This window comes from Steroidobacter agaridevorans (assembly GCF_009932555.1).
Taxonomy (GTDB): Bacteria; Pseudomonadota; Gammaproteobacteria; order Steroidobacterales; family Steroidobacteraceae; genus Steroidobacter; species Steroidobacter agaridevorans.
This window is the reverse complement of sequence record NZ_BLJO01000004.1, coordinates 27,637-44,814: the sequence shown is the minus strand read 5'-3', so window position 1 is coordinate 44,814 and position 17,178 is coordinate 27,637. Positions and strand designations below refer to the sequence as shown.

18 protein-coding genes are annotated in these 17,178 nt (G+C 63.0%); 9 read left to right on the top strand and 9 right to left on the bottom strand.

The window, feature by feature from the left end:
* The first annotated feature begins 30 nt into the window (after nt 1-30).
* Entirely contained in the window at nt 31-963 is a 933-nt protein-coding gene (locus GYH35_RS14875; protein ID WP_161828871.1) for a ketopantoate reductase family protein, read from the top strand.
* Between the two features lies 1 nt (nt 964).
* Here GYH35_RS14875 and GYH35_RS14870 read toward each other — a convergent pair whose 3' ends face one another.
* Nucleotides 965-1,264 carry a hypothetical protein gene (locus GYH35_RS14870; RefSeq protein ID WP_161810701.1) on the bottom strand — a complete coding sequence of 100 codons (300 nt, stop codon included), beginning with the start codon at nt 1,262-1,264 and terminating at the stop codon, nt 965-967.
* 108 nt (nt 1,265-1,372) lie between these two features.
* Here GYH35_RS14870 and GYH35_RS14865 point away from each other — a divergent pair, with 108 nt between their 5' ends.
* Complete coding sequence (locus GYH35_RS14865) at nt 1,373-2,200, top strand: fumarylacetoacetate hydrolase family protein (RefSeq protein WP_161828870.1); 828 nt, start codon at nt 1,373-1,375, stop codon at nt 2,198-2,200.
* A gap of 82 nt (nt 2,201-2,282) precedes the next feature.
* Here the strand turns inward: GYH35_RS14865 and GYH35_RS14860 are convergent, their stop codons facing one another.
* The gene (locus GYH35_RS14860; RefSeq protein WP_161828869.1) at nt 2,283-3,524 is read right to left on the bottom strand and encodes a VOC family protein; all 1,242 of its coding nucleotides are present in this window, start codon (nt 3,522-3,524) and stop codon (nt 2,283-2,285) included.
* 277 nt (nt 3,525-3,801) lie between these two features.
* Between GYH35_RS14860 and GYH35_RS14855 the strand changes: the two genes are divergently transcribed.
* From GYH35_RS14855 to GYH35_RS14845, 3 genes are all read left to right on the top strand, one after another.
* The gene (locus tag GYH35_RS14855) at nt 3,802-4,494 is read left to right on the top strand and encodes a histidine phosphatase family protein (protein WP_161828868.1); all 693 of its coding nucleotides are present in this window, start codon (nt 3,802-3,804) and stop codon (nt 4,492-4,494) included.
* 85 nt (nt 4,495-4,579) lie between these two features.
* Complete coding sequence (locus tag GYH35_RS14850; RefSeq protein ID WP_161828867.1) at nt 4,580-6,643, top strand: carbon starvation CstA family protein; 2,064 nt, start codon at nt 4,580-4,582, stop codon at nt 6,641-6,643.
* Nucleotides 6,640-6,834 (top strand): CstA-like transporter-associated (seleno)protein, encoded by a 195-nt coding sequence (locus GYH35_RS14845; protein ID WP_202624337.1) that lies wholly within the window; start codon nt 6,640-6,642, stop codon nt 6,832-6,834. The genes GYH35_RS14850 and GYH35_RS14845 overlap by 4 nt, the downstream gene beginning before the upstream one ends.
* 4 nt (nt 6,835-6,838) lie before the next feature.
* On the opposite strand, the gene GYH35_RS14840 is transcribed toward GYH35_RS14845, so the two are convergent.
* Nucleotides 6,839-8,995, bottom strand: a complete 2,157-nt coding sequence (locus tag GYH35_RS14840; RefSeq protein ID WP_161810696.1) for a xanthine dehydrogenase family protein molybdopterin-binding subunit — start codon at nt 8,993-8,995, stop codon at nt 6,839-6,841.
* 1 nt (nt 8,996) lies between these two features.
* A complete protein-coding gene (locus GYH35_RS14835; protein ID WP_161810695.1) occupies nt 8,997-9,476 on the bottom strand; it encodes a (2Fe-2S)-binding protein in 480 nt (159 codons plus the stop codon).
* A 229-nt stretch (nt 9,477-9,705) separates the two neighbouring features.
* On the opposite strand from GYH35_RS14835, the gene GYH35_RS14830 reads away from it, so the two are divergent.
* From GYH35_RS14830 to GYH35_RS14815, 4 genes are all read left to right on the top strand, one after another.
* Nucleotides 9,706-10,176, top strand: a complete 471-nt coding sequence (locus tag GYH35_RS14830) for a bactofilin family protein (RefSeq protein ID WP_161810694.1) — start codon at nt 9,706-9,708, stop codon at nt 10,174-10,176.
* A gap of 14 nt (nt 10,177-10,190) precedes the next feature.
* Nucleotides 10,191-10,541, top strand: coding sequence for a hypothetical protein (locus GYH35_RS14825; RefSeq protein ID WP_161811367.1), 351 nt, complete (start codon nt 10,191-10,193; stop codon nt 10,539-10,541).
* A gap of 14 nt (nt 10,542-10,555) precedes the next feature.
* Nucleotides 10,556-11,137 (top strand): histidine phosphatase family protein, encoded by a 582-nt coding sequence (locus tag GYH35_RS14820; protein WP_161810693.1) that lies wholly within the window; start codon nt 10,556-10,558, stop codon nt 11,135-11,137.
* A gap of 147 nt (nt 11,138-11,284) precedes the next feature.
* The gene (locus GYH35_RS14815) at nt 11,285-11,800 is read left to right on the top strand and encodes a DUF1993 domain-containing protein (protein ID WP_161810692.1); all 516 of its coding nucleotides are present in this window, start codon (nt 11,285-11,287) and stop codon (nt 11,798-11,800) included.
* Nucleotides 11,801-11,844: 44 nt separating this feature from the next.
* On the opposite strand, the gene GYH35_RS14810 is transcribed toward GYH35_RS14815, so the two are convergent.
* The 5 genes from GYH35_RS14810 to GYH35_RS14790 all read right to left on the bottom strand — a co-directional run bounded on the left by GYH35_RS14810 (nt 11,845) and on the right by GYH35_RS14790 (nt 17,145).
* Nucleotides 11,845-12,828, bottom strand: a complete 984-nt coding sequence (locus GYH35_RS14810) for a hypothetical protein (RefSeq protein ID WP_202624335.1) — start codon at nt 12,826-12,828, stop codon at nt 11,845-11,847.
* A gap of 141 nt (nt 12,829-12,969) precedes the next feature.
* The gene (locus tag GYH35_RS14805) at nt 12,970-14,040 is read right to left on the bottom strand and encodes an alpha/beta fold hydrolase (RefSeq protein WP_161828866.1); all 1,071 of its coding nucleotides are present in this window, start codon (nt 14,038-14,040) and stop codon (nt 12,970-12,972) included.
* A gap of 60 nt (nt 14,041-14,100) precedes the next feature.
* Nucleotides 14,101-15,291, bottom strand: a complete 1,191-nt coding sequence (locus GYH35_RS14800) for an ABC transporter permease (protein ID WP_235936786.1) — start codon at nt 15,289-15,291, stop codon at nt 14,101-14,103.
* A gap of 13 nt (nt 15,292-15,304) precedes the next feature.
* Complete coding sequence (locus GYH35_RS14795) at nt 15,305-16,456, bottom strand: ABC transporter permease (protein ID WP_161810690.1); 1,152 nt, start codon at nt 16,454-16,456, stop codon at nt 15,305-15,307.
* Nucleotides 16,453-17,145, bottom strand: a complete 693-nt coding sequence (locus GYH35_RS14790) for an ABC transporter ATP-binding protein (protein WP_161810689.1) — start codon at nt 17,143-17,145, stop codon at nt 16,453-16,455. The genes GYH35_RS14795 and GYH35_RS14790 overlap by 4 nt, the downstream gene beginning before the upstream one ends.
* Nucleotides 17,146-17,178: the final 33 nt, after the last annotated feature.

Here is a 17,178-nt window from a genome sequence, read left to right as displayed (position 1 = left end):
GCTGCGGATCTTAGCGGCTATTCTCAACCCATGACATCCATCCTCATCGTCGGCGCCGGCGCGGTCGGTGCTCTCTTCGGCTCGGCGCTGGCCCGTCAGGGGGCCCAGGTCGCGGTGGTCTGTCGGTCGGATTACGACATCGTCGCGCGGGAAGGCTATGACATCACCAGCCCGCTGCTTGGCAATCATCGGTTCTATCCACACGCCGTGTTCAAGAGCGTGGCCGAGTGCAAGGCGCCGCCGGACTACCTCATCCTGACCACCAAAGTGCTGGAAGGCGTGGATCGCGCCGCCCTGATCCGCCCGGCCGTCGGGCCGAAGACGGTCATCGTGCTGATCCAGAACGGCGTGGATATCGAGGCGGAAATCGCCACGGCTTTTCCCGAGAACGAAATCCTCAGCGGCCTCGCCATCGTCGGCGTGGGGCGCAGCGCCCCCGGCATGGTGAATCACCAGACGATGGGCCAGCTGAACCTGGGCCGCTACCCGAACGGTGCGTCACCGGCGGCCGAGCGGATCGCCGCCCTGCTCAACGGCGCGGGCATCGGCTGCAAAGTGACCGACAACGTGGTCGGGGCGCGCTGGCAGAAGGCGGTGTGGAACGCGACGTTCAATCCGATTTCCATCACCGGCGGCATGCTCGATACGGCGATCATGCTCGGCACGCCGGAGTCGACGGCCTTCATTCAGCGGGCGATGGAAGAGGTCTGCGCTGTCGCCGGGGCCGCTGGGTACCCGATGCACCCGAAAGTGATCGAGCAGTTCATCGGCGGCACCAAGGCCATGCCGCCGTACCACACCAGCATGGCGCTGGATTACAAGTACGGCCGGCCGATGGAGATCGAGGCCATCCTGGGCAACACGGTGCGTGCCGCCCGGAAGCACGCGGTCGACACGCCGATCCTGGAGACCCTGTACGCGGTCACGAAAATGATCGAGGCGCGGATCCGCGCCGATCGATAGTTCAAGTCCCCGCGGCTTTTTTCCGCGTCTTCGGCGGCTGCTTCACCGCATGGAGCACGTTGTCCGCGACTCGGGACATCCAGCCGCCCGAGTACAGCATCATCTTCAACGTGTGCAGCAGCACCTGGCCCGGGCCTTCCACGGCCAGCCGGCAGTCTTCTTCGATCTTGCAATTCTGCATCTCGAAGAGCCCATTGCCCTCGATGATCAGATTGGTGTCCTTGAAGTGGCAATCGACGAACGACTTGCCGTCGAGGACCACGCGCTGCCCGTCAAAGGTCTTCCCGGTTACCTTCTTCATCTTTATGTAACTACCGCGCTTGGCGCGCCACATTGAGCGAGGCGGTCTTTCTACACGAATGTGCCGGCTCTTGCACGGCCGGACGCCGTAGGGGAAGCTGCCGGCCGCATGCGTCTATGTAGATTCGATACCGACAGAGTAGGTGTGCTTCGCGGCGACATGGTCGTCGATGTGACCACCGTCCTGGACTCCATCCCCGCCGCGCGCTGGCCGCTCGACCCGGGGGACCTGCTGATCGCGAACTTCGACCGGCTGCGCGGCCTGATCGACTCGATGGCCTTGTCCGGCGTGCCCCGCCATCTGGCGGACTGCGCGCTGAAAAGCCCGATCGCCAATCCCAGCAAAATTCTGGGCGCGCTGAAGAACTATCACGAGCCCGCCGACGACGCGGACTATCCGGTGAGCACGCTGGACCGCGACGGCCTGTTCCTGAAGGCGAGCACCTCGGTCGCCGGTCCGTCCGACGGCATCGAGCTCACCCTGCCGGGCCGGCAACACGATCACGAAGTGGAGCTGGCGGTCGTCATTGGCTCCTGGTGTCGCAACGTCGGTCGTGAGCGCGCCATGGATCATGTGATCGGCTATACGGTCGCGCTGGACATGACGGTCAAAGGCACGGAAGAGCGCAGCCTGCGCAAGTCGCCGGACGGCCATACCGTCCTCGGCCCGTGGCTGATTACGCGCGATGAGATTGCAGACCCGGGAGCACTCGGCCTGTGGCTGCAGGTGAATCGTCAGCCGCGTCAGCGCGGCAACACTCGCAATCTGCTGAACGACGTGCCGCGCCTGATCGAATATGCGTCGTCATTTTTCACGCTGTATCCGGGCGACATCATTCTCACGGGCACGCCGCCGGGCGTGGGGCCGGTGGTGTCGGGCGACATCGTCGACGCCGGCATCGGCGGCATCGGCTCGATGCGGGTGGAAGTCAGATAGAAGTCGGGGTCGTCGAATCCTTCGACGACCCCGGCGCTAATCGCTAAGGCTAATTACTAGTCCCTTCCCTGGGAGTGTTTGATCACTTCCCCTTACGCGGCTTTTTCGCCGCCTTCTTCTTTCCCCCTGAGCGCGTCTTGCTCTTGGCCGCAGCCTTTTTCTTGCTGGCTTTCTTGGCTGCGGTCTTCTTGCTGCCGGCGGTTTTCCCCGCCGACTTCTTACTCGACTTCTTCTTGCCACCCTTCTTGGGTGCCTTGCCCGGCGCTTTCTTGGCGGGTGCCTTCTTCTTGGCAGGCGCCTTCTTCGCCGGAGACTTCTTCTTCGCGGGCGCCTGCTTGGCGGGCGCTTCCTCAGCCGGGGCCTCCGCGGGCGGAGCTTCCTTCGGCGGAGCCTTCTTCGCAGGCGCGCGCTTCCTGGCGGGCTTCTCTGCCGGAGCGGCGGGCGGTGTTTCGACCGGCGGCGCCTGCTCTTCAGCCGGCGTTTCCGGATCCTGCACGGCCGACGGCGGCGTCTCGGTATCGAGTTTCAACTGTTCAGGCTTCACCTTCTTCTCCTTCTTTTCTGATTTCTTCATGTTCGCCGCCGTGGCATGGGCCGCGAACATCGCGCCCTGCGGGTCGATCGCTTGTACGATCCAATCGCCACCCGGCACTTCCATCGGGCCATTGATCACCTGGCCGCCGGCAGACTTCACTTTCTTGGCGGTCTGGTTCACGTCCTTGACGTGCACATAGCTCAACCAGTTCGGGCTCGGCCCGGTCTTCAGGGTCATCATGCCGCCGAACGGCACGTCGCCGACGCCGTAGATCAGATACTTGCCCATCGGCCCCATGTCGTGCTCGACCATGTTCTCCCAGCCGAACAAGGCGGAGTAGAAGTCGAACGCGCCCTCGTGGTCGGTGCTGATCAGCTCGTGCCAGGAATGCTCGCCCGGCTGCGGTGGCGTGATCTTGCCGTAGTCTTCGGCGGATTCATACACACCGAACTTCGCGCCATAGGGATCTTGCAGCACCGCGTGGCGGCTGCCGCTGGACAGCGTGTCTACATCCTTCAAGACCGAGCCGCCCTTTTGCCTGGCCAGCTCGATGGTCGCGTCGATATCGCCGGTGCCGATATACGGCAGCCAGTGCGGAGCGGATCCGTTGCCTGCGACGGTGGCGCCGATCGGACCGCGCTGCGCGGCGAACATTACGTAAGAAGCATCCTCTTCCCAGGGCTGGGGCTTCCAGCCGATCGCCTTCCCATAGAACGCATGGGCGGCATTGGCGTCCGGCGTCACCAGCTCATGCCAGACGAATCGTCCACGGACACTCTGATCTGCCATCGCGATTTCCCTCGATGAACTTTGTTAGGTAATCAAGCGGTCGAGTCAAGAGACGTTTCGTTGGCGGCTGAGCATACTCCGCTCGTTGGCTCAAAAGTAGTCAACACTCGATCGACGATCTCACATTGCACGTTTGCTACATGCGATGCGCACGCGAGGCGTACGCAGACTTGCCAAAAAATGGCGATGAGGTACAACAGCACGCCAGACTTGCCACCCTCATCGCAGCAATACACCGGATCGCATGATCACCACGCGGCTCAATCGTCGTGCATTCGTGGGCCTCGTCGGCGCGGTGGCGCTCGCCGCTTCGCTGCCGTCGACGGCCGATACACCATTGCAGATCTGGTTCGTCCGCCATGGCGAGAGCGAGATCAATGTTCCCGGCAATCCGCGCACCGTGCCTGACGGCGGGGTGAGTTATCCATTGACGCGGAAGGGCGTGGAACAGGCGCGCGCGCTGGCTGAATCGCTGAGCGGCGCGCCCATCACCAAGATCTATAGCAGCACCCATCTGCGCGCCATTCAGACAGCGGATGCAGTGGCGTTCGATCACACCCTCACGCTGTCGCTCGCGCCCGAAGCGGTCGAAATCGACTTCGGCATGACACCCGAGTCCACGCAGGACATCCGCGCGGTCTACGGCGAGCTGACGCGTAAGTGGTTAATCGAAAAAGACCTCGACGCGCGCAACGGCGCCGGCGAAAGCTTCGCCGACGTGCAGCGCCGCTTCCTGCCGTTTGTGCGGGAAGTAATGAACCGTCACGCGCTGGACTCCGGCATCGTCGTGATCGTCGCGCACAGCGCGACCCTGGGCTTCATGGTGCCGGTGCTGGCCAGCAATGTGCCGGCCGATTTCGCCCTGCGCCATCCGCTGCCGAACACCGGCATCATCAAGACCGAGCTGCGCGACGGCCGGCTGTTCTGCACCGACTGGGCCGGCCTCGCCGCGAGCCAATTCGGCGAATAGCCCTGCAACTCTTAACTTCGATTGGGGGCTGACCGGCGCTACCATGCGGCCCGCATCAGGCGGCGCAGGGACCCGGCGGAATAAAATGATACGAAAAGCGTTCTGGACTCTGGTGGCGCTGGTCGGCGCCTTCGCGGTCGGCGGCGTCGCGCTCCATCGCGGCGAGACCATCAATGCCATGTGGATCGTGGTGGCCGCGCTCTGCATCTACAGCCTCGGCTATCGTTTTTACAGTGCGTGGGTGGCCGCCAAGGTATTGAGCGTCGACCCGACGCGCGCGACGCCGGCACTGCGGCTGAACAACGGCCGCGACTTCATGCCGACGCATCGCTGGATCGTGTTCGGCCATCACTTCGCCGCGATCGCCGGCCCCGGCCCCTTGATCGGTCCGACGCTCGCGGCCCAGTTCGGCTACCTGCCCGGCACCTTGTGGATCCTGGTCGGCGGCGTGCTCGGCGGCTGCGTTCAGGACATGACCATCCTGTTCCTGTCCACTCGACGCAATGGCCGCAGCCTCGGCCAGATGGCGCGTGACGAGCTCGGCCCGGTCGGCGGATTCGCGGCCATGCTCGGCACGCTGACCATCATGATCATCCTGATCGCGGTGCTCGGCCTGGTCGTGGTCAATGCGATGAAGCACAGCCCGTGGGCCACTTCCACCGTGTTCGCCACCATCCCGATCGCGGTGCTGGTCGGTCTGTATCTGCGCAATATCCGGCCGGGTCGCGTGCTGGAAGGATCGCTGATCGGTCTCGCGCTATTGCTGTTCGCGGTGGTCGGCGGTGGCTGGGTCGATTCGCATCCGGCGCTGCGCGAGCTGTTCAACCTGCAGGGCAAGCCGCTCGCCTGGTTCGTGATCGGCTATGGATTCATCGCGGCCGTGCTGCCGGTGTGGCTGCTGCTCGCGCCGCGCGATTATCTGTCGACCTTCCTCAAGCTCGGCACCGTCCTGCTGCTGATCGTGGCCGTCATCCTGATGCGGCCCGAGATCCACATGCCGGCGGTGACGCAGTTCATCGACGGCAGCGGCCCGATCTTCGGTGGCGCGCTATTCCCGTTCGTGTTCATCACCATTGCCTGTGGAGCAATTTCGGGGTTCCACGCGCTGGTCTCGAGCGGCACGACGCCGAAGCTCATCGGCAACGAGAGCGATGTGCGCCTGATCGGCTACGGCAGCATGATGCTGGAATCGGTCGTGGCGGTGATGGCGATGATCGCCGCAACGCTGCTCGAGCCGGGCGTGTATTTCGCGATCAATAGCGCGCCCGGCATCGTCGGCGCGACTGCCGAGGCGGCCGTCACCACCATTTCGAGCTGGGGCTTTCCGGTGACCGTCGATCAGATGGCGTTCCTTGCCAAGGAAATGGGCGAGTCGACGCTGTTCGCGCGTACCGGCGGCGCGCCGTCGCTGGCGGTCGGCATGGCAAGTATTTTCTCGAGTGCGTTCGGCGAGAGCATGCTGGCCATCTGGTACCACTTCGCCATCATGTTCGAGGCGGTGTTCATCCTGACCACGCTCGACGCCGGCACGCGCGTCGGCCGCTTCATGCTGCAGGATGCGCTGGGCCATGTATGGAAGCCGATGGGCGAGACTTCGTGGTACCCGTCGGTGCTGATCTCGAGCGGCCTGGTGGTGGCCGGCTGGGGTTACTTCCTGTACATCGGCGTGGTCGATCCGAACGGCGGCATCAACATTCTGTGGCCGTTGTTCGGCATCGCCAATCAGCTGCTGGCCGGCATCGCACTGAGCGTGGCGACCGGCATCCTGATCAAGCAAGGCAAGCTGCGCTATAGCTGGGTCACCGGCGTGCCGCTGGCGTGGCTCGCGATCATCACGACTTCGGCCACTTGGGAGAAAGTAGTTTCCGACGATCCGCGCATCGGCTTTCTGTCGGCGGCGAACCAGATGGCGGCCAAGCTGGCCTCCGGCGCGATGTCACCTGAACAAGCCGCGGTCGCCCCGCAATTGATCTTCAACCAGCGCCTCGACGCCGTACTCGCGGTGCTGTTGTCGGCAATTCTCTGGGTTGTCATCGCCGACATGGTGCGTGTTAGCCTGCGCGCCATCCGTGGCCAGCCGGTGCCTCCGAACTCGGAAGCGCCGCATGTCCATATCAGCAGCATCAAACTCGGGGCGGAAGCGGCATGAGCATGCAACGACTGACATCATTCCTGGGCCTCGCCTGGAGCATGATTCGGTCGCTCGCCACCGATGACGCCTACGACAAATATCTGGCGCATCATGCTCACGCGCATGCCGGCTCTCCCCCGATGAGCCGGCGCGCCTTCTATCTCAAACAGCAGCAGAGCAAATGGACCGGGGTCTCGCGCTGCTGCTGATTCCTCACACCACAAATCCCTGCTTTACGATCGGCAACTTCCTGAGCCGCTTCCTGGTCGCCGCGTAGATCGCGTTACAAACGGCCGGCGCTACCAGCGCGACGGTAGGCTCGCCCATACCGCCGGGTTTCTCGTCGCTGTTCAGCAAGTGAACCTCGATGACCGGCGCCTCGTTCATCCGCAGCAGTCGATACGTATCGAAGTTCTGTTCCTGGACCTTGCCGTTCGTCACGTTGATCTCGCTGAACAGCGCCGCGGTCAAACCGAAGATGATGCCGCCTTCGGCCTGGGCCTGAACGATGCCGGGGTTCACCATCTGGCCGCAGTCGACGGCGCAGACGATGCGATGGACCTTGAGCTTGTCGCCTTCGAGCGAAATCTCCGCGACCTGAGCCAGATAGGAATCGTAGCCCGACATCAGAGCCACGCCTTGATGACGTCCCGCCGGCGGACTGCCCCACTTCGCCTTGCTCGCCGCGGCGTCGAGCACCGACAGCCAGCGCGGCTGCTTGGTCAGCAAGGAACGACGGAACTCAACGGGATCCATCTGTGCTTCGGCGGCCAACTCGTCCATGAAGCTTTCGATGGTGAAACAGTTGAGCGCATGGCTCACCGAACGCCAGTAGCCAACATCCAGCCCGACTTCGTGCTGCACATAATCGATGTGCAGATTCGGCGCCTCGTACGGAAAGTTGTGAGCCGCCTCGATCGCGAATGGATCGGGCGTTCCCTGCGGCACAGCGCCTGGCGCCCAGCGTGCAGTTATGGATGGCGCGACCAGGTGCACCTTCACCGTATTCAACTTTCCATTGCCGTCAAACGCCGCCGACAGCGTGTTGCGAGCGGGCGGACGATATTTGTCGTGCGACGTATCGTCTTCACGCGTCCACAGCAGCTTGACCGGCTTGTTCATCGCCTTCGCGCATTCGACCGCGGCAGGAACGAAATCGACATCCAGTCGACGACCGAAGCCACCGCCCAGGAACGTCGTATGCACGAACACTTTCTCCGGCGGCAGCCCAGCCGCTTTCGCCGCCACAGCCTGTGACATCTGCTGCACTTGAGTGGGCGCGTACACGTGACAGCCATCGTCGCGGAACTCGACGGTGCAGTTCTGCGGCTCCAACGTCGCATGTGCGAGCATCGGAAGCTCGTAGGTCGCCTCGACGCGCCGGCTGTTCGCTTTCCAGCCCGCATCGACATCGCCTTCCTTGCGAACATCCAAGCCTTTGCCGCCCGAAGCCTTCTTCAATCCGGCGTAGATGGCTGCATTGGTGAGCTTCGCCGCTGGGCCCGGGCTCCACTGAATATCCAACGCATCGCGGGCGGTCTTCGCCTGCCACCAAGTGTCGGCAACCACCGCCACGCCTGACGATGTTTGTAACACCTCGCGCACGCCGGGCATTGCCTTGGCTTTGTCGGCATTGAAGCTCTTCACGGCGCCGCCCAGCTCCGGCGGCTGCGCGAGCGCTGCGTACAACATGCCGGGCAAGCGCATGTCGATGCCGAACTGCGCGCTGCCATCCACCTTCGATGGCGTGTCGAGTCTGGGCAAGGTTTTGCCGACGTATTTGAACTCGTTGCGCCCTTTGACCTGAACGTCCTGCGGCGCCGGCATCGCAGCGGCAGCTTCGGCCAACTCGCCGAAAGAAGCACGACGGCTGGTAAACAACACATAGCCATCGGCGACCGTGCATGACTGCGGTGGCGCGCCCCACTCTTTAGCGGCGGCGGCAATCAAACGAGTGCGCGCTTCGGCGCCCGCCATTCGAATCTTGTCCCACGCTTCACGAACGCTCGTGCTGCCGCCCGTTGCTTGCGCGCCGAGCAGCTTGTTCACGTACTCGTCTCCAGGCGGTGCGAATTCAACTTTGATAGCGGTAGGCGCAACGCCCAGCTCTTCGGCGAGCAGCGTCGGCAGCGCGGTGTATACGCCCTGGCCCATTTCCGATTTGTCACAAAACATCGTGATGGAGCCGTCGGTGCCGATCTGCAGGAAGGCATTGGCTTTGACCATCTTCGCCGGACCGGACTGGCTCGCGACTTCTTCCGGCTTGCTACAGCCCGGCAAGTAACAAGCGATGACCAGACCGCCAGCGGCAGTCGCGCTCGATTTGAGAAAGCCACGACGAGACAAGGCGATGATAGGTGTGGTTGCCATGTCAGCCGCCCTCCCTGCCGGTTTGCCCCGCGGCTATCGCCGCGGCTTTATGAATCGCCTTGCGAATGCGCGGATAGGTGCCGCAGCGGCAAATGTTGCCGCTCATCGCCGCATCGATATCGGCATCGGAAGGTTTCGGGTTCTGCTCGAGCAGCGCCGCCGCCGACATGATCTGTCCGGACTGGCAGTACCCGCATTGAGGCACATCGATTTCCATCCAGGCTTTCTGCACCGGATGACTGCGATCGGAAGACAGACCTTCGATCGTGGTGATCGCCTTCCCCGCGACACTCTCGACGGGCGTGATACAGGCGCGGGTTGGCGCACCCTCGACATGAACGGTGCAGGCTCCGCACAGCGACATCCCGCAGCCGAACTTGGTGCCTGTCAGCCCCAACGAATCCCGAAGCACCCAAAGCAGTGGTGTATCCCCCGACACGTCCACATCGCGTGGCTGGCCATTGACCGTGAGCTTGATCATGTAGAAATCCTCACCGGCTTAGAGTTGTGCGGTCCGAATATAGGCCCGCGAGTGAGCAAATTCACAATCCGTATTCCTGCATCGCAAAAGCCGCAACTGAACGACGCGGCGGAACGAACAGCCTCGCAATGCTGTCTCCAGCCCGCGACGCTTCATGTCGGAATGTTTGACACGTTTTAGCTGGCTGTGTAATTAACCGCAGCTCGTTCAACTTGAGGAGTGTGCCGATATGGCGTTGTGGAAAGATCAGTACGGCAGGGAACAGAACACCCCCGATCCCGCCCCGGAAAAAGCCGTGGCCACGGTCGCGAGTGTCGAAACAGCCCGTACCCCCGCGCCGGCGGCTCGCTCTGCCGTTGCTGCGGATAACAAGGAATCGGTGCTGGCCGCCGGCCTGACCATCGAAGGCAAGATCGAAGGCTCGGGCAACGTCCGCGTTGCAGGTAATTTCAAGGGCGACGTGCACGTGCAGGGCAACCTGACCATCGAGCAGGGCGCCAAGATCACCGGCAGCGTTCGCGCCAACACCGTCGTCGTCGGCGGCGAGCTGGAAGGCAACATCGATGCGGCCACGCGCGTCGAGCTGTTGCAGACCGGCGTGCTGAACGGCGATCTGAAGGCTGGCTCGCTCACCGTCGCTGCGGGCTCTCGCATGCGCGGCCGTGCCGAATTCGGCTGGGATGAGAAGGGCGGTAAGTAACCGCCGTGGCTTCGATAGGTTCGGGACGCGCGTCCGCCTATGGCAAGACGCGCGTCTGCCCGCACTGCAAGTCGACCATTCTCGAAAGCGCGAGCATCTGCCCGGCGTGCAAGCACCACCTGCGCTTCGATCCCAAGGCCGTCGCGGAACAGCGAGCGAAAGCCACCTTCTCGGCCTTGCGGGTCGAGGGCGGGTTCCGTCATCCGGCGGAAGGCGAGCCGTGGGAATATTCGATCGTCATTTCGGTCCGCAATGACCGCGGCGAGGAAGTCGAGCGCAAGGTGGTCGGGGTCGGCGCGCTCAACGTGAACGAGGGCCGGACCGTCACCTTGTCTGTCGACGTGTACAAGCCGCCCGAAAAATAACGCAAACTGGCGGCATGCCACGTTTGTATCTGGTCCGACACGCCAAACCCGCCGCGTCCTGGGGCGAGGATCCCGATCCGGGCCTCGACCCCAACGGCCTGACCCAAGCGCAATCCACCGCTGAAGAGCTGGCCCGCTCGTTGTCCCGGCTGCCGCTCTACTCCAGCCCGATGCGCCGTTGCCGCGAAACCGCGCAGCCGCTCGAACAGATCTGGTTCTGCAACGCCGAGCCGATGGCTTCGGTCGCGGAGATTCCCTCACCGCCGATCGCCGCCACCGAACGACGCGACTGGCTGATCGCATCGATGCGCGGCACCTGGCAACAGCTGCACGAGAAAGCGCCGCCAGGATCGATCGATTATCTGCAGTGGCGCCGTCAGCTGATCGAGTCCTTGCTCGCCATCGAGCACGACTGCGTCATCTACACTCATTTCATCGCGATCAATGCCGCCGTCGGCGCCGCCCAGCAGAGCGATGCTGTCGTGTGCGTCCGGCCGGATCATGCATCGGTCACCGTCATCGGCAACGACAACGGCCGGCTGCGCCTGATCGAGCTCGGCCGCGAAGCCGACACGTTGGTGCTCGCTCGACAGTGAGGTGTCTGACACCTGCGGTGTCAGGCAAAAGACTCGTGATCCAGAGCGCTGAATATTCCGTCCGCCGACCGGAGACCGGAATGTTACCGCCCACCTATAATCCGCGGCGCCAAACCAATAGAGCCCAGGGGGGCTGGAGACCACGCCATGAGCCTGTCACTGTACGACGTGTCGATTCCCACGTTCCTGCATTCGTTGCGCAGCCTGAAAACCATCCTGGACAAGGCAGTCGCGCATGCCGAAGCGCGCAAGTTCGATCCCAACGTATTCGCTTCCATGCGGCTGTATCCGGACATGCTGCCGCTGGCCCGTCAGATTCAGATCGCGAGCGACGCCGCCAAGGGCGCGGCCGCGCGCCTGAGCGGCACTGAGCCGCCGAAGTTCGAAGACACCGAGACCACGATGGCTGAACTGATCGCGCGCGTGACCAAGACCATCGACTATCTGGAGGGCTTCAAGCCCCAGCAGTTCGACGGCGACGACAACCGCATCGTCACGGTCAAGACGCCGCGCACCTCGCTCAACTTCAAGGCAGTGGATTTCGCGCGCCACTGGGCGCTGCCGAACTTCTTCTTCCACGTCACGACCACGTACGCACTGCTGCGTCATGGCGGTGTGGAGATCGGCAAGCTGGATTACCTGGGTCCCATTCCGCAGGCCTGAGCGGTAGTTCCGAATGGGGCCGACGAGCGTCGGCCCCTCAGCGTTCAGACTCGTCCGCCCATCATCAGCGCCAGCGACGCCTGCACGCGCTGCAACTGCTGGCGCGTCACCATGCTGCTCAGCATCTTGGTGAACTGCGGATGCTGGACGCCCGACACGATGTACTGCCAGCGATAGGCTCGCAGCATCGTGTTCCGAATCTGCTGCTGCTCGGCCGGCGAGAAGCTGCGCTCACACAGCCGCATGAAATATCCCGCGTCCGCCGAGGACTGCGCGCTCACTACCTCATCGAGTGTGCGCAGCAGGGAAATGAAATCGTCGACGGCAATGTCACGCTCCGCCGACGTGAGATTGCGATCCTCACGACTCCACTCGATCTCGTCCATGACCGCGTGCTGACATTCCTCCAGCCAGTGGAAACGGAAGATGTCGCGATACAGATCCGACAGCTCGTCGTCGCGCTCCAGGCTTTCACGATAGTGAGCCTGCGTGAACAACTCGATGTGACAGGTCAGCGCCAGCACCGCCCACGTGGATTTGTTCAGCACGGTGCGCGCCACTTCGTTGGCATCGGCGATCGAAGCATAGCCACCCGGCATGCGCGCGGCGATTGCCGTTTCGATGCGGCGAAACAGTTCCTGATGTTTCAGCTCTTCGTCGCTGAAGCGCACCAGCCCTTCGAGCGCGACCTGATCGCCCAACACCTGCTTGCTGGCGAGCTCGAGCGTCTTGGCGCTGATGAATCGTTCCACCAATCCGAACAGGCACGCATAGCTGCGCCCCTGCACGTGACTCATCGCCCGCTTCTCCTCCACAGTGAGGAACTCGAGCTCGTCCACCTTGGTGAGACCGTCGGGCAGGAACTTGCGGCGAAAATCGAACGTCCGGCCGCGGAACACGTCGGCGTCGATATCCCAGCGCACTCGTTTGGACGCCTTGATGCAGCGGGCATAGCGGGCACGGTCGGAATTTTCCTGGAAGAGCTTTTCGGCGGCGGGCGACACCACCATGGCGGCTGCGGCACTCATACGTTTGACTCGCGAGCGGGTTTTCAAAGTGCGCGCATGTTGCAGATTTATGGCAAGCGGCGCATGAGGCAGAAGGCTCATTCGCAGCGCCATACGAGCGGGACAAATGTCCCGGTCTGCTTCAAAACCTGCCCGATAGGACTATGCGACGCCCCGGTCGCGGGCCACGACGATGGCCCGGGCGCGCGATTCCACGCCCAACTTCTCGAAAATGTTCGTCAGGTGATTGCGCACCGTTTTCTCGCTGATGAACAGGCGCCGTGCGATTTCCCCATTCGCAGCACCCTGCGCTACCAGGCGAAGGATTGCGTTCTCACGAGCGGTCAGTTCCGCCAGATCCACTGGCGCGATCGCTTGAACGCCGGCATCGGAGGGCTCAGTGACGCCCATCCATTCGTTGAACGCCTCGCCGAACCGGGCCCACGCCGGTTCGCTCTCGATGAGAATGTGATTCCGGCTCTCCAACGTCACGAAACTGGCGTTGGGAATCTCGGCGGCCAGCAGCCGGCCTTGATCGAAGGGAATGCGGGCGTCATTGCGAGCATGCACCACGACGGTCGGCACTTTCACCAGAGGCAACAGCGAGCGAACATTGATCTGCCCGAACGATTCGATGATTCGGGCGGCAATCTCCGGTTCTGTCGTGGTGCGCATCAGGTCCGAGAACCAGCGGACCTGCTCGGTCGTCGCGTCCGGGATGAACAACGAAGCAAACAACAGGCGGAACGCCGGATTCTCCTGGCCCCAACCCTGACGGATCAGCTCGACCAGCGCCTCGCCGTGGCGTCGCGAATCGTCGCCTCGTTGCGCCCAGCCTTCAGCGTAGCAACCATGCAAGAGCAGCTTGCTGACCCGCTCCGGATGGCGCACGGCGTACTCGATACAGGCAGCGCCGCCTTGTGAAACGCCGAGCAGCGGAAACGTTTCCAGATCGGAAGCATCGACGATCGCTTCGAGGTCCGCGACCTGAGCGGCATGCGAGAGATCGGCGACATTCCAATCCGAGAGTCCGCAGCCGCGGGGATCGAAACGAATCAGCTGCCGGCCGGCGGAGAGAAAGCGAAACCAGTGCCGCCACACCGGGCTTTGCCAGTCGAACTCCAGATGCGACAGCCAGTTGGCCGACTTCACCAGCGGCGCTCCCTGCCCCGATGTGCCGACCGCCAGACGCGTGCCGTCCGCGGATTTTATGAATCGAATCGTTTGTTGCATGGGGGCGCCCGCTCCGCCCCCAGAATAACAAAATGTGTCCCGCAGGGATGGCGCTGCGGACTAAACCGCCCTTAAGGCCACGGCCACCGGCAAGCGCGCGGCCCGCAATGCAGGGAACAAACCGCCGAGCACGCCGATGACGCAGGCCCAGACAACGCCAAGAATCATCAGTTGCGGGCTGACGCTCAGCTCGAACACCACCTGGCCGAGACCGCCCGCACCGCCTAACGTGCTCACGGTATTGCCATTGAAGAATCCCCACGCGAGCAGCGCGCCGATGACACCGCCGATCAACGCCAGAATCAGCGCTTCGGCCAGCACCGACATGACCATCGCGGTTGAACCGAACCCGAGCGCTCGCAACGTTGCAATCTCCTGTAAGCGGGCACTCACGGCCGAGTACATGGTGTTCAGAGCGGCGAACACCGCGCCCACCGCCATGATGCCGCCCACCACATAAGCAATGATGGAGATGATGTTGGCCATGGTCTTCGATTGTTGTTGGTAATAATCGCGCTCGCGCACCACGTCGATGGCGAGCGCCGGGTTGGCGCTCAACGAATCCTTGAACGCCTGGAATGCCGCTGGCGATTCGAGCAAGGCGGTGACACTTTGGAACGAACCGCGCTGATCGATGGAGATCAAGGTTTCCGCGTCCGTCATCAGCGACGATTCGTGCGCATCGCCACCGGTATCGAACACTCCCACCACGGTCCAGTTCGCGCCTCGCGACCGGACCACGTCGCCGACATTCAAGCCTTTGAACTGCGCGTGCGCCGATTTGCCGACGATCACCTCGGCCACCGCCGGCTGAAACATCCGGCCTTCGATAATCTTCAGCTCGGGACGCACCGCGAGGATTTTCGGACCGACGCCCCGCAGGATTGCACTCACCTCGGCGTCATCCGCCTGCTTGCGCAGGCTCAGGATGCGGAACGTCTCCGCAGACAGAATCGGCTCGCCGTTCTCGTCACGTTTGATGCCTGCGCCATCGACGATCAGCTTCGCCGAATTCCGGTCGAGCGCGCTCGACGTCTCGGCGATCGAGCCGTTGCGCATGACAATGGCGCGATCGTCGCGGCCCGTGCTTTCCATCGTGCGAATCAACCCTGTGGACATTGCGAGCACCGACACGAGCACCGCGACGACGCCGGCGATGCCGATGACGACGACCAGCGACGTGCTCACCCGCTGCGGCAGGCTGCGGAAATTCATCGCGGTGACCGCGCCGATCTGACGGAACATTTTCATAGGGCCACCCTGCTCAACGTCCGGCCAGGGCGTCGACGATGTTCAGCTGTCGCGCCCGCCATGCCGGCGGAAAGCCGCTGACGAACGCGACGAACACCGCGATGCCCGCGCCCATGCTCGCCACGAACAACGGCATGGAGAAGTTGCCGAACAATGTCTGCAGCGCCGGCGATTCGAATACCAGTGCGGCCAACCCGATACCGACCGCGGCAGCAAACAAGCACAACAGCAGCGACTCGGTGAGCACCAGAATCAACACCTTCGTGTCCGAATAGCCGAGCGTCTTCAGCACGGCCAACTCAGAAGTGCGCTCGCGCACCGACTGCATCATCGTGTTCGCGGTCAGGAACAACAGCGTGAACAGCACCGCGCCCACGATCGCATTGGCGATGAAGTTGATGTCGCCCAATTGCTTGAGCTGGGACTGCGCCAGCGCGGACTCGGTTTGCGTGCGCGTTTCCACCGACGAGTTGGCGAACATATCGTCGATCTCGCGCGAGACGCGCTGCGCCTGCTTGGGATCCTGCAGGGAAACGATGTAGTAATGAACCTGGCCGGTACCGAACTGCCGCGCTTCGTCGAAGTAGCTGTAGTTCAAGTAGAACGAGGGAAAGCCGGCGCCATACGCGCTCGAGTCGAACGTGCCGACGATGTCGAACTCCCAGGTATTGCTGCCGGACTTGTTGGTCCAGATCGACGTGCCGATCGGCACGCGGTCGCCGACTTTCCAGCCGTGCTTCGCCGCGAGCGCGTCGCCGATCAGCGCGCCGGTGCGGGTCTTGGCCATGGCCTCGATGTACTCGGGGCGAATCTTGATTTCCTTGTAGACCTTCATCAGCTCGACCGCATCGGTCGCGAAAGCCGGCACGGGATTGCGAGCGTCCTGATAGTAGCCGCCGAAGTACGCCCACATGGAGACGGCGCGCACGCCCGCAACATTGCGAATGCGAGGCAGATAGGAAATCGGCATGCCGTCGGTCATGCCGGTGCGTGCAGTCACGTACAAGCGATCCACATCCAGGCGGGACAGCGCCGTGCTGAAGCCCTGATTGATCCCTTGCAACAGGCCGAACAGCAGGAACGCGATCACGATGGAGATCATCGTGAACACGGTGCGCGTCTTCTTGCGCCACAGCCCGGCCCAGACGAGGCTGAAATATTTCACGCCGCGCGCCTTGTATCGTTGGTGAGCAGGCCCTTGTCGAGATGCAGCTCGCGCGAGGCGTACTCGGCGGCTTTCGGGTCGTGCGTCACCATCACGATGGTTTTGTTCTGGCTGCGGTTCAACGCCTGCAGCAGATTCATGATCTCTTCGGCGTTCTGCCGGTCGAGGTCGCCGGTGGGCTCGTCGCAAACCAGCAGCGTGGGATCGGAGACGATGGCGCGGGCAATGGCGACGCGCTGCTGCTGACCGCCCGACAATTCGTTGGGTTTGTGCCGGGCCCGCTCGGCGAGACCGACCAGCTCCAGCGCAACCTGCACGCGCCGGCGCCGCTCGGCCTTGGAAAGATTGGTCAGCAGCAACGGCACTTCGACGTTGGCCTCGGCGGTCAACACCGGCAGCAGGTTGTAGAACTGGAAAATGAAGCCGATGTGCCGGGCGCGCCAATCCGACAGGCTGCCGCGCGACAGTCGATCGATGCGATCGCCCGCCACCAGCACTTCGCCGCTGGTGGGCTGATCCAGGCCGGCGACCAGGTTCAGCAACGTGGTTTTGCCCGAGCCCGACGGGCCCATCAGCGCCAGGAACTCACCGGTCTCGATCGTCAGATCGACTCCATGAAGCACTTCCACCTTCTGCTTACCGCGAACATAGCTCTTGGTGACATTGCGCAAAGTCACGAGTGCAGTCATGGCACCGGGTCCGTGTCGACTATTGGAGGCGCG

Excerpts from the sequence above, each read along its gene's own strand:
- GYH35_RS14875 (WP_161828871.1), top strand. The coding sequence starts at position 31 with ATGACATCCATCCTCATCGTCGGCGCCGGCGCGGTCGGTGCTCTCTTC.
- GYH35_RS14870 (WP_161810701.1), bottom strand. The coding sequence starts at position 1,264 with ATGAAGAAGGTAACCGGGAAGACCTTTGACGGGCAGCGCGTGGTCCTC.
- GYH35_RS14865 (WP_161828870.1), top strand. The coding sequence starts at position 1,373 with ATGCGTCTATGTAGATTCGATACCGACAGAGTAGGTGTGCTTCGCGGC.
- GYH35_RS14860 (WP_161828869.1), bottom strand. The coding sequence starts at position 3,524 with ATGGCAGATCAGAGTGTCCGTGGACGATTCGTCTGGCATGAGCTGGTG.
- GYH35_RS14850 (WP_161828867.1), top strand. The coding sequence starts at position 4,580 with ATGATACGAAAAGCGTTCTGGACTCTGGTGGCGCTGGTCGGCGCCTTC.
- GYH35_RS14845 (WP_202624337.1), top strand. The coding sequence starts at position 6,640 with ATGAGCATGCAACGACTGACATCATTCCTGGGCCTCGCCTGGAGCATG.
- GYH35_RS14840 (WP_161810696.1), bottom strand. The coding sequence starts at position 8,995 with ATGGCAACCACACCTATCATCGCCTTGTCTCGTCGTGGCTTTCTCAAA.
- GYH35_RS14835 (WP_161810695.1), bottom strand. The coding sequence starts at position 9,476 with ATGATCAAGCTCACGGTCAATGGCCAGCCACGCGATGTGGACGTGTCG.
- GYH35_RS14830 (WP_161810694.1), top strand. The coding sequence starts at position 9,706 with ATGGCGTTGTGGAAAGATCAGTACGGCAGGGAACAGAACACCCCCGAT.
- GYH35_RS14820 (WP_161810693.1), top strand. The coding sequence starts at position 10,556 with ATGCCACGTTTGTATCTGGTCCGACACGCCAAACCCGCCGCGTCCTGG.
- GYH35_RS14815 (WP_161810692.1), top strand. The coding sequence starts at position 11,285 with ATGAGCCTGTCACTGTACGACGTGTCGATTCCCACGTTCCTGCATTCG.
- GYH35_RS14810 (WP_202624335.1), bottom strand. The coding sequence starts at position 12,828 with ATGAGTGCCGCAGCCGCCATGGTGGTGTCGCCCGCCGCCGAAAAGCTC.
- GYH35_RS14805 (WP_161828866.1), bottom strand. The coding sequence starts at position 14,040 with ATGCAACAAACGATTCGATTCATAAAATCCGCGGACGGCACGCGTCTG.
- GYH35_RS14800 (WP_235936786.1), bottom strand. The coding sequence starts at position 15,291 with ATGAAAATGTTCCGTCAGATCGGCGCGGTCACCGCGATGAATTTCCGC.
- GYH35_RS14790 (WP_161810689.1), bottom strand. The coding sequence starts at position 17,145 with ATGACTGCACTCGTGACTTTGCGCAATGTCACCAAGAGCTATGTTCGC.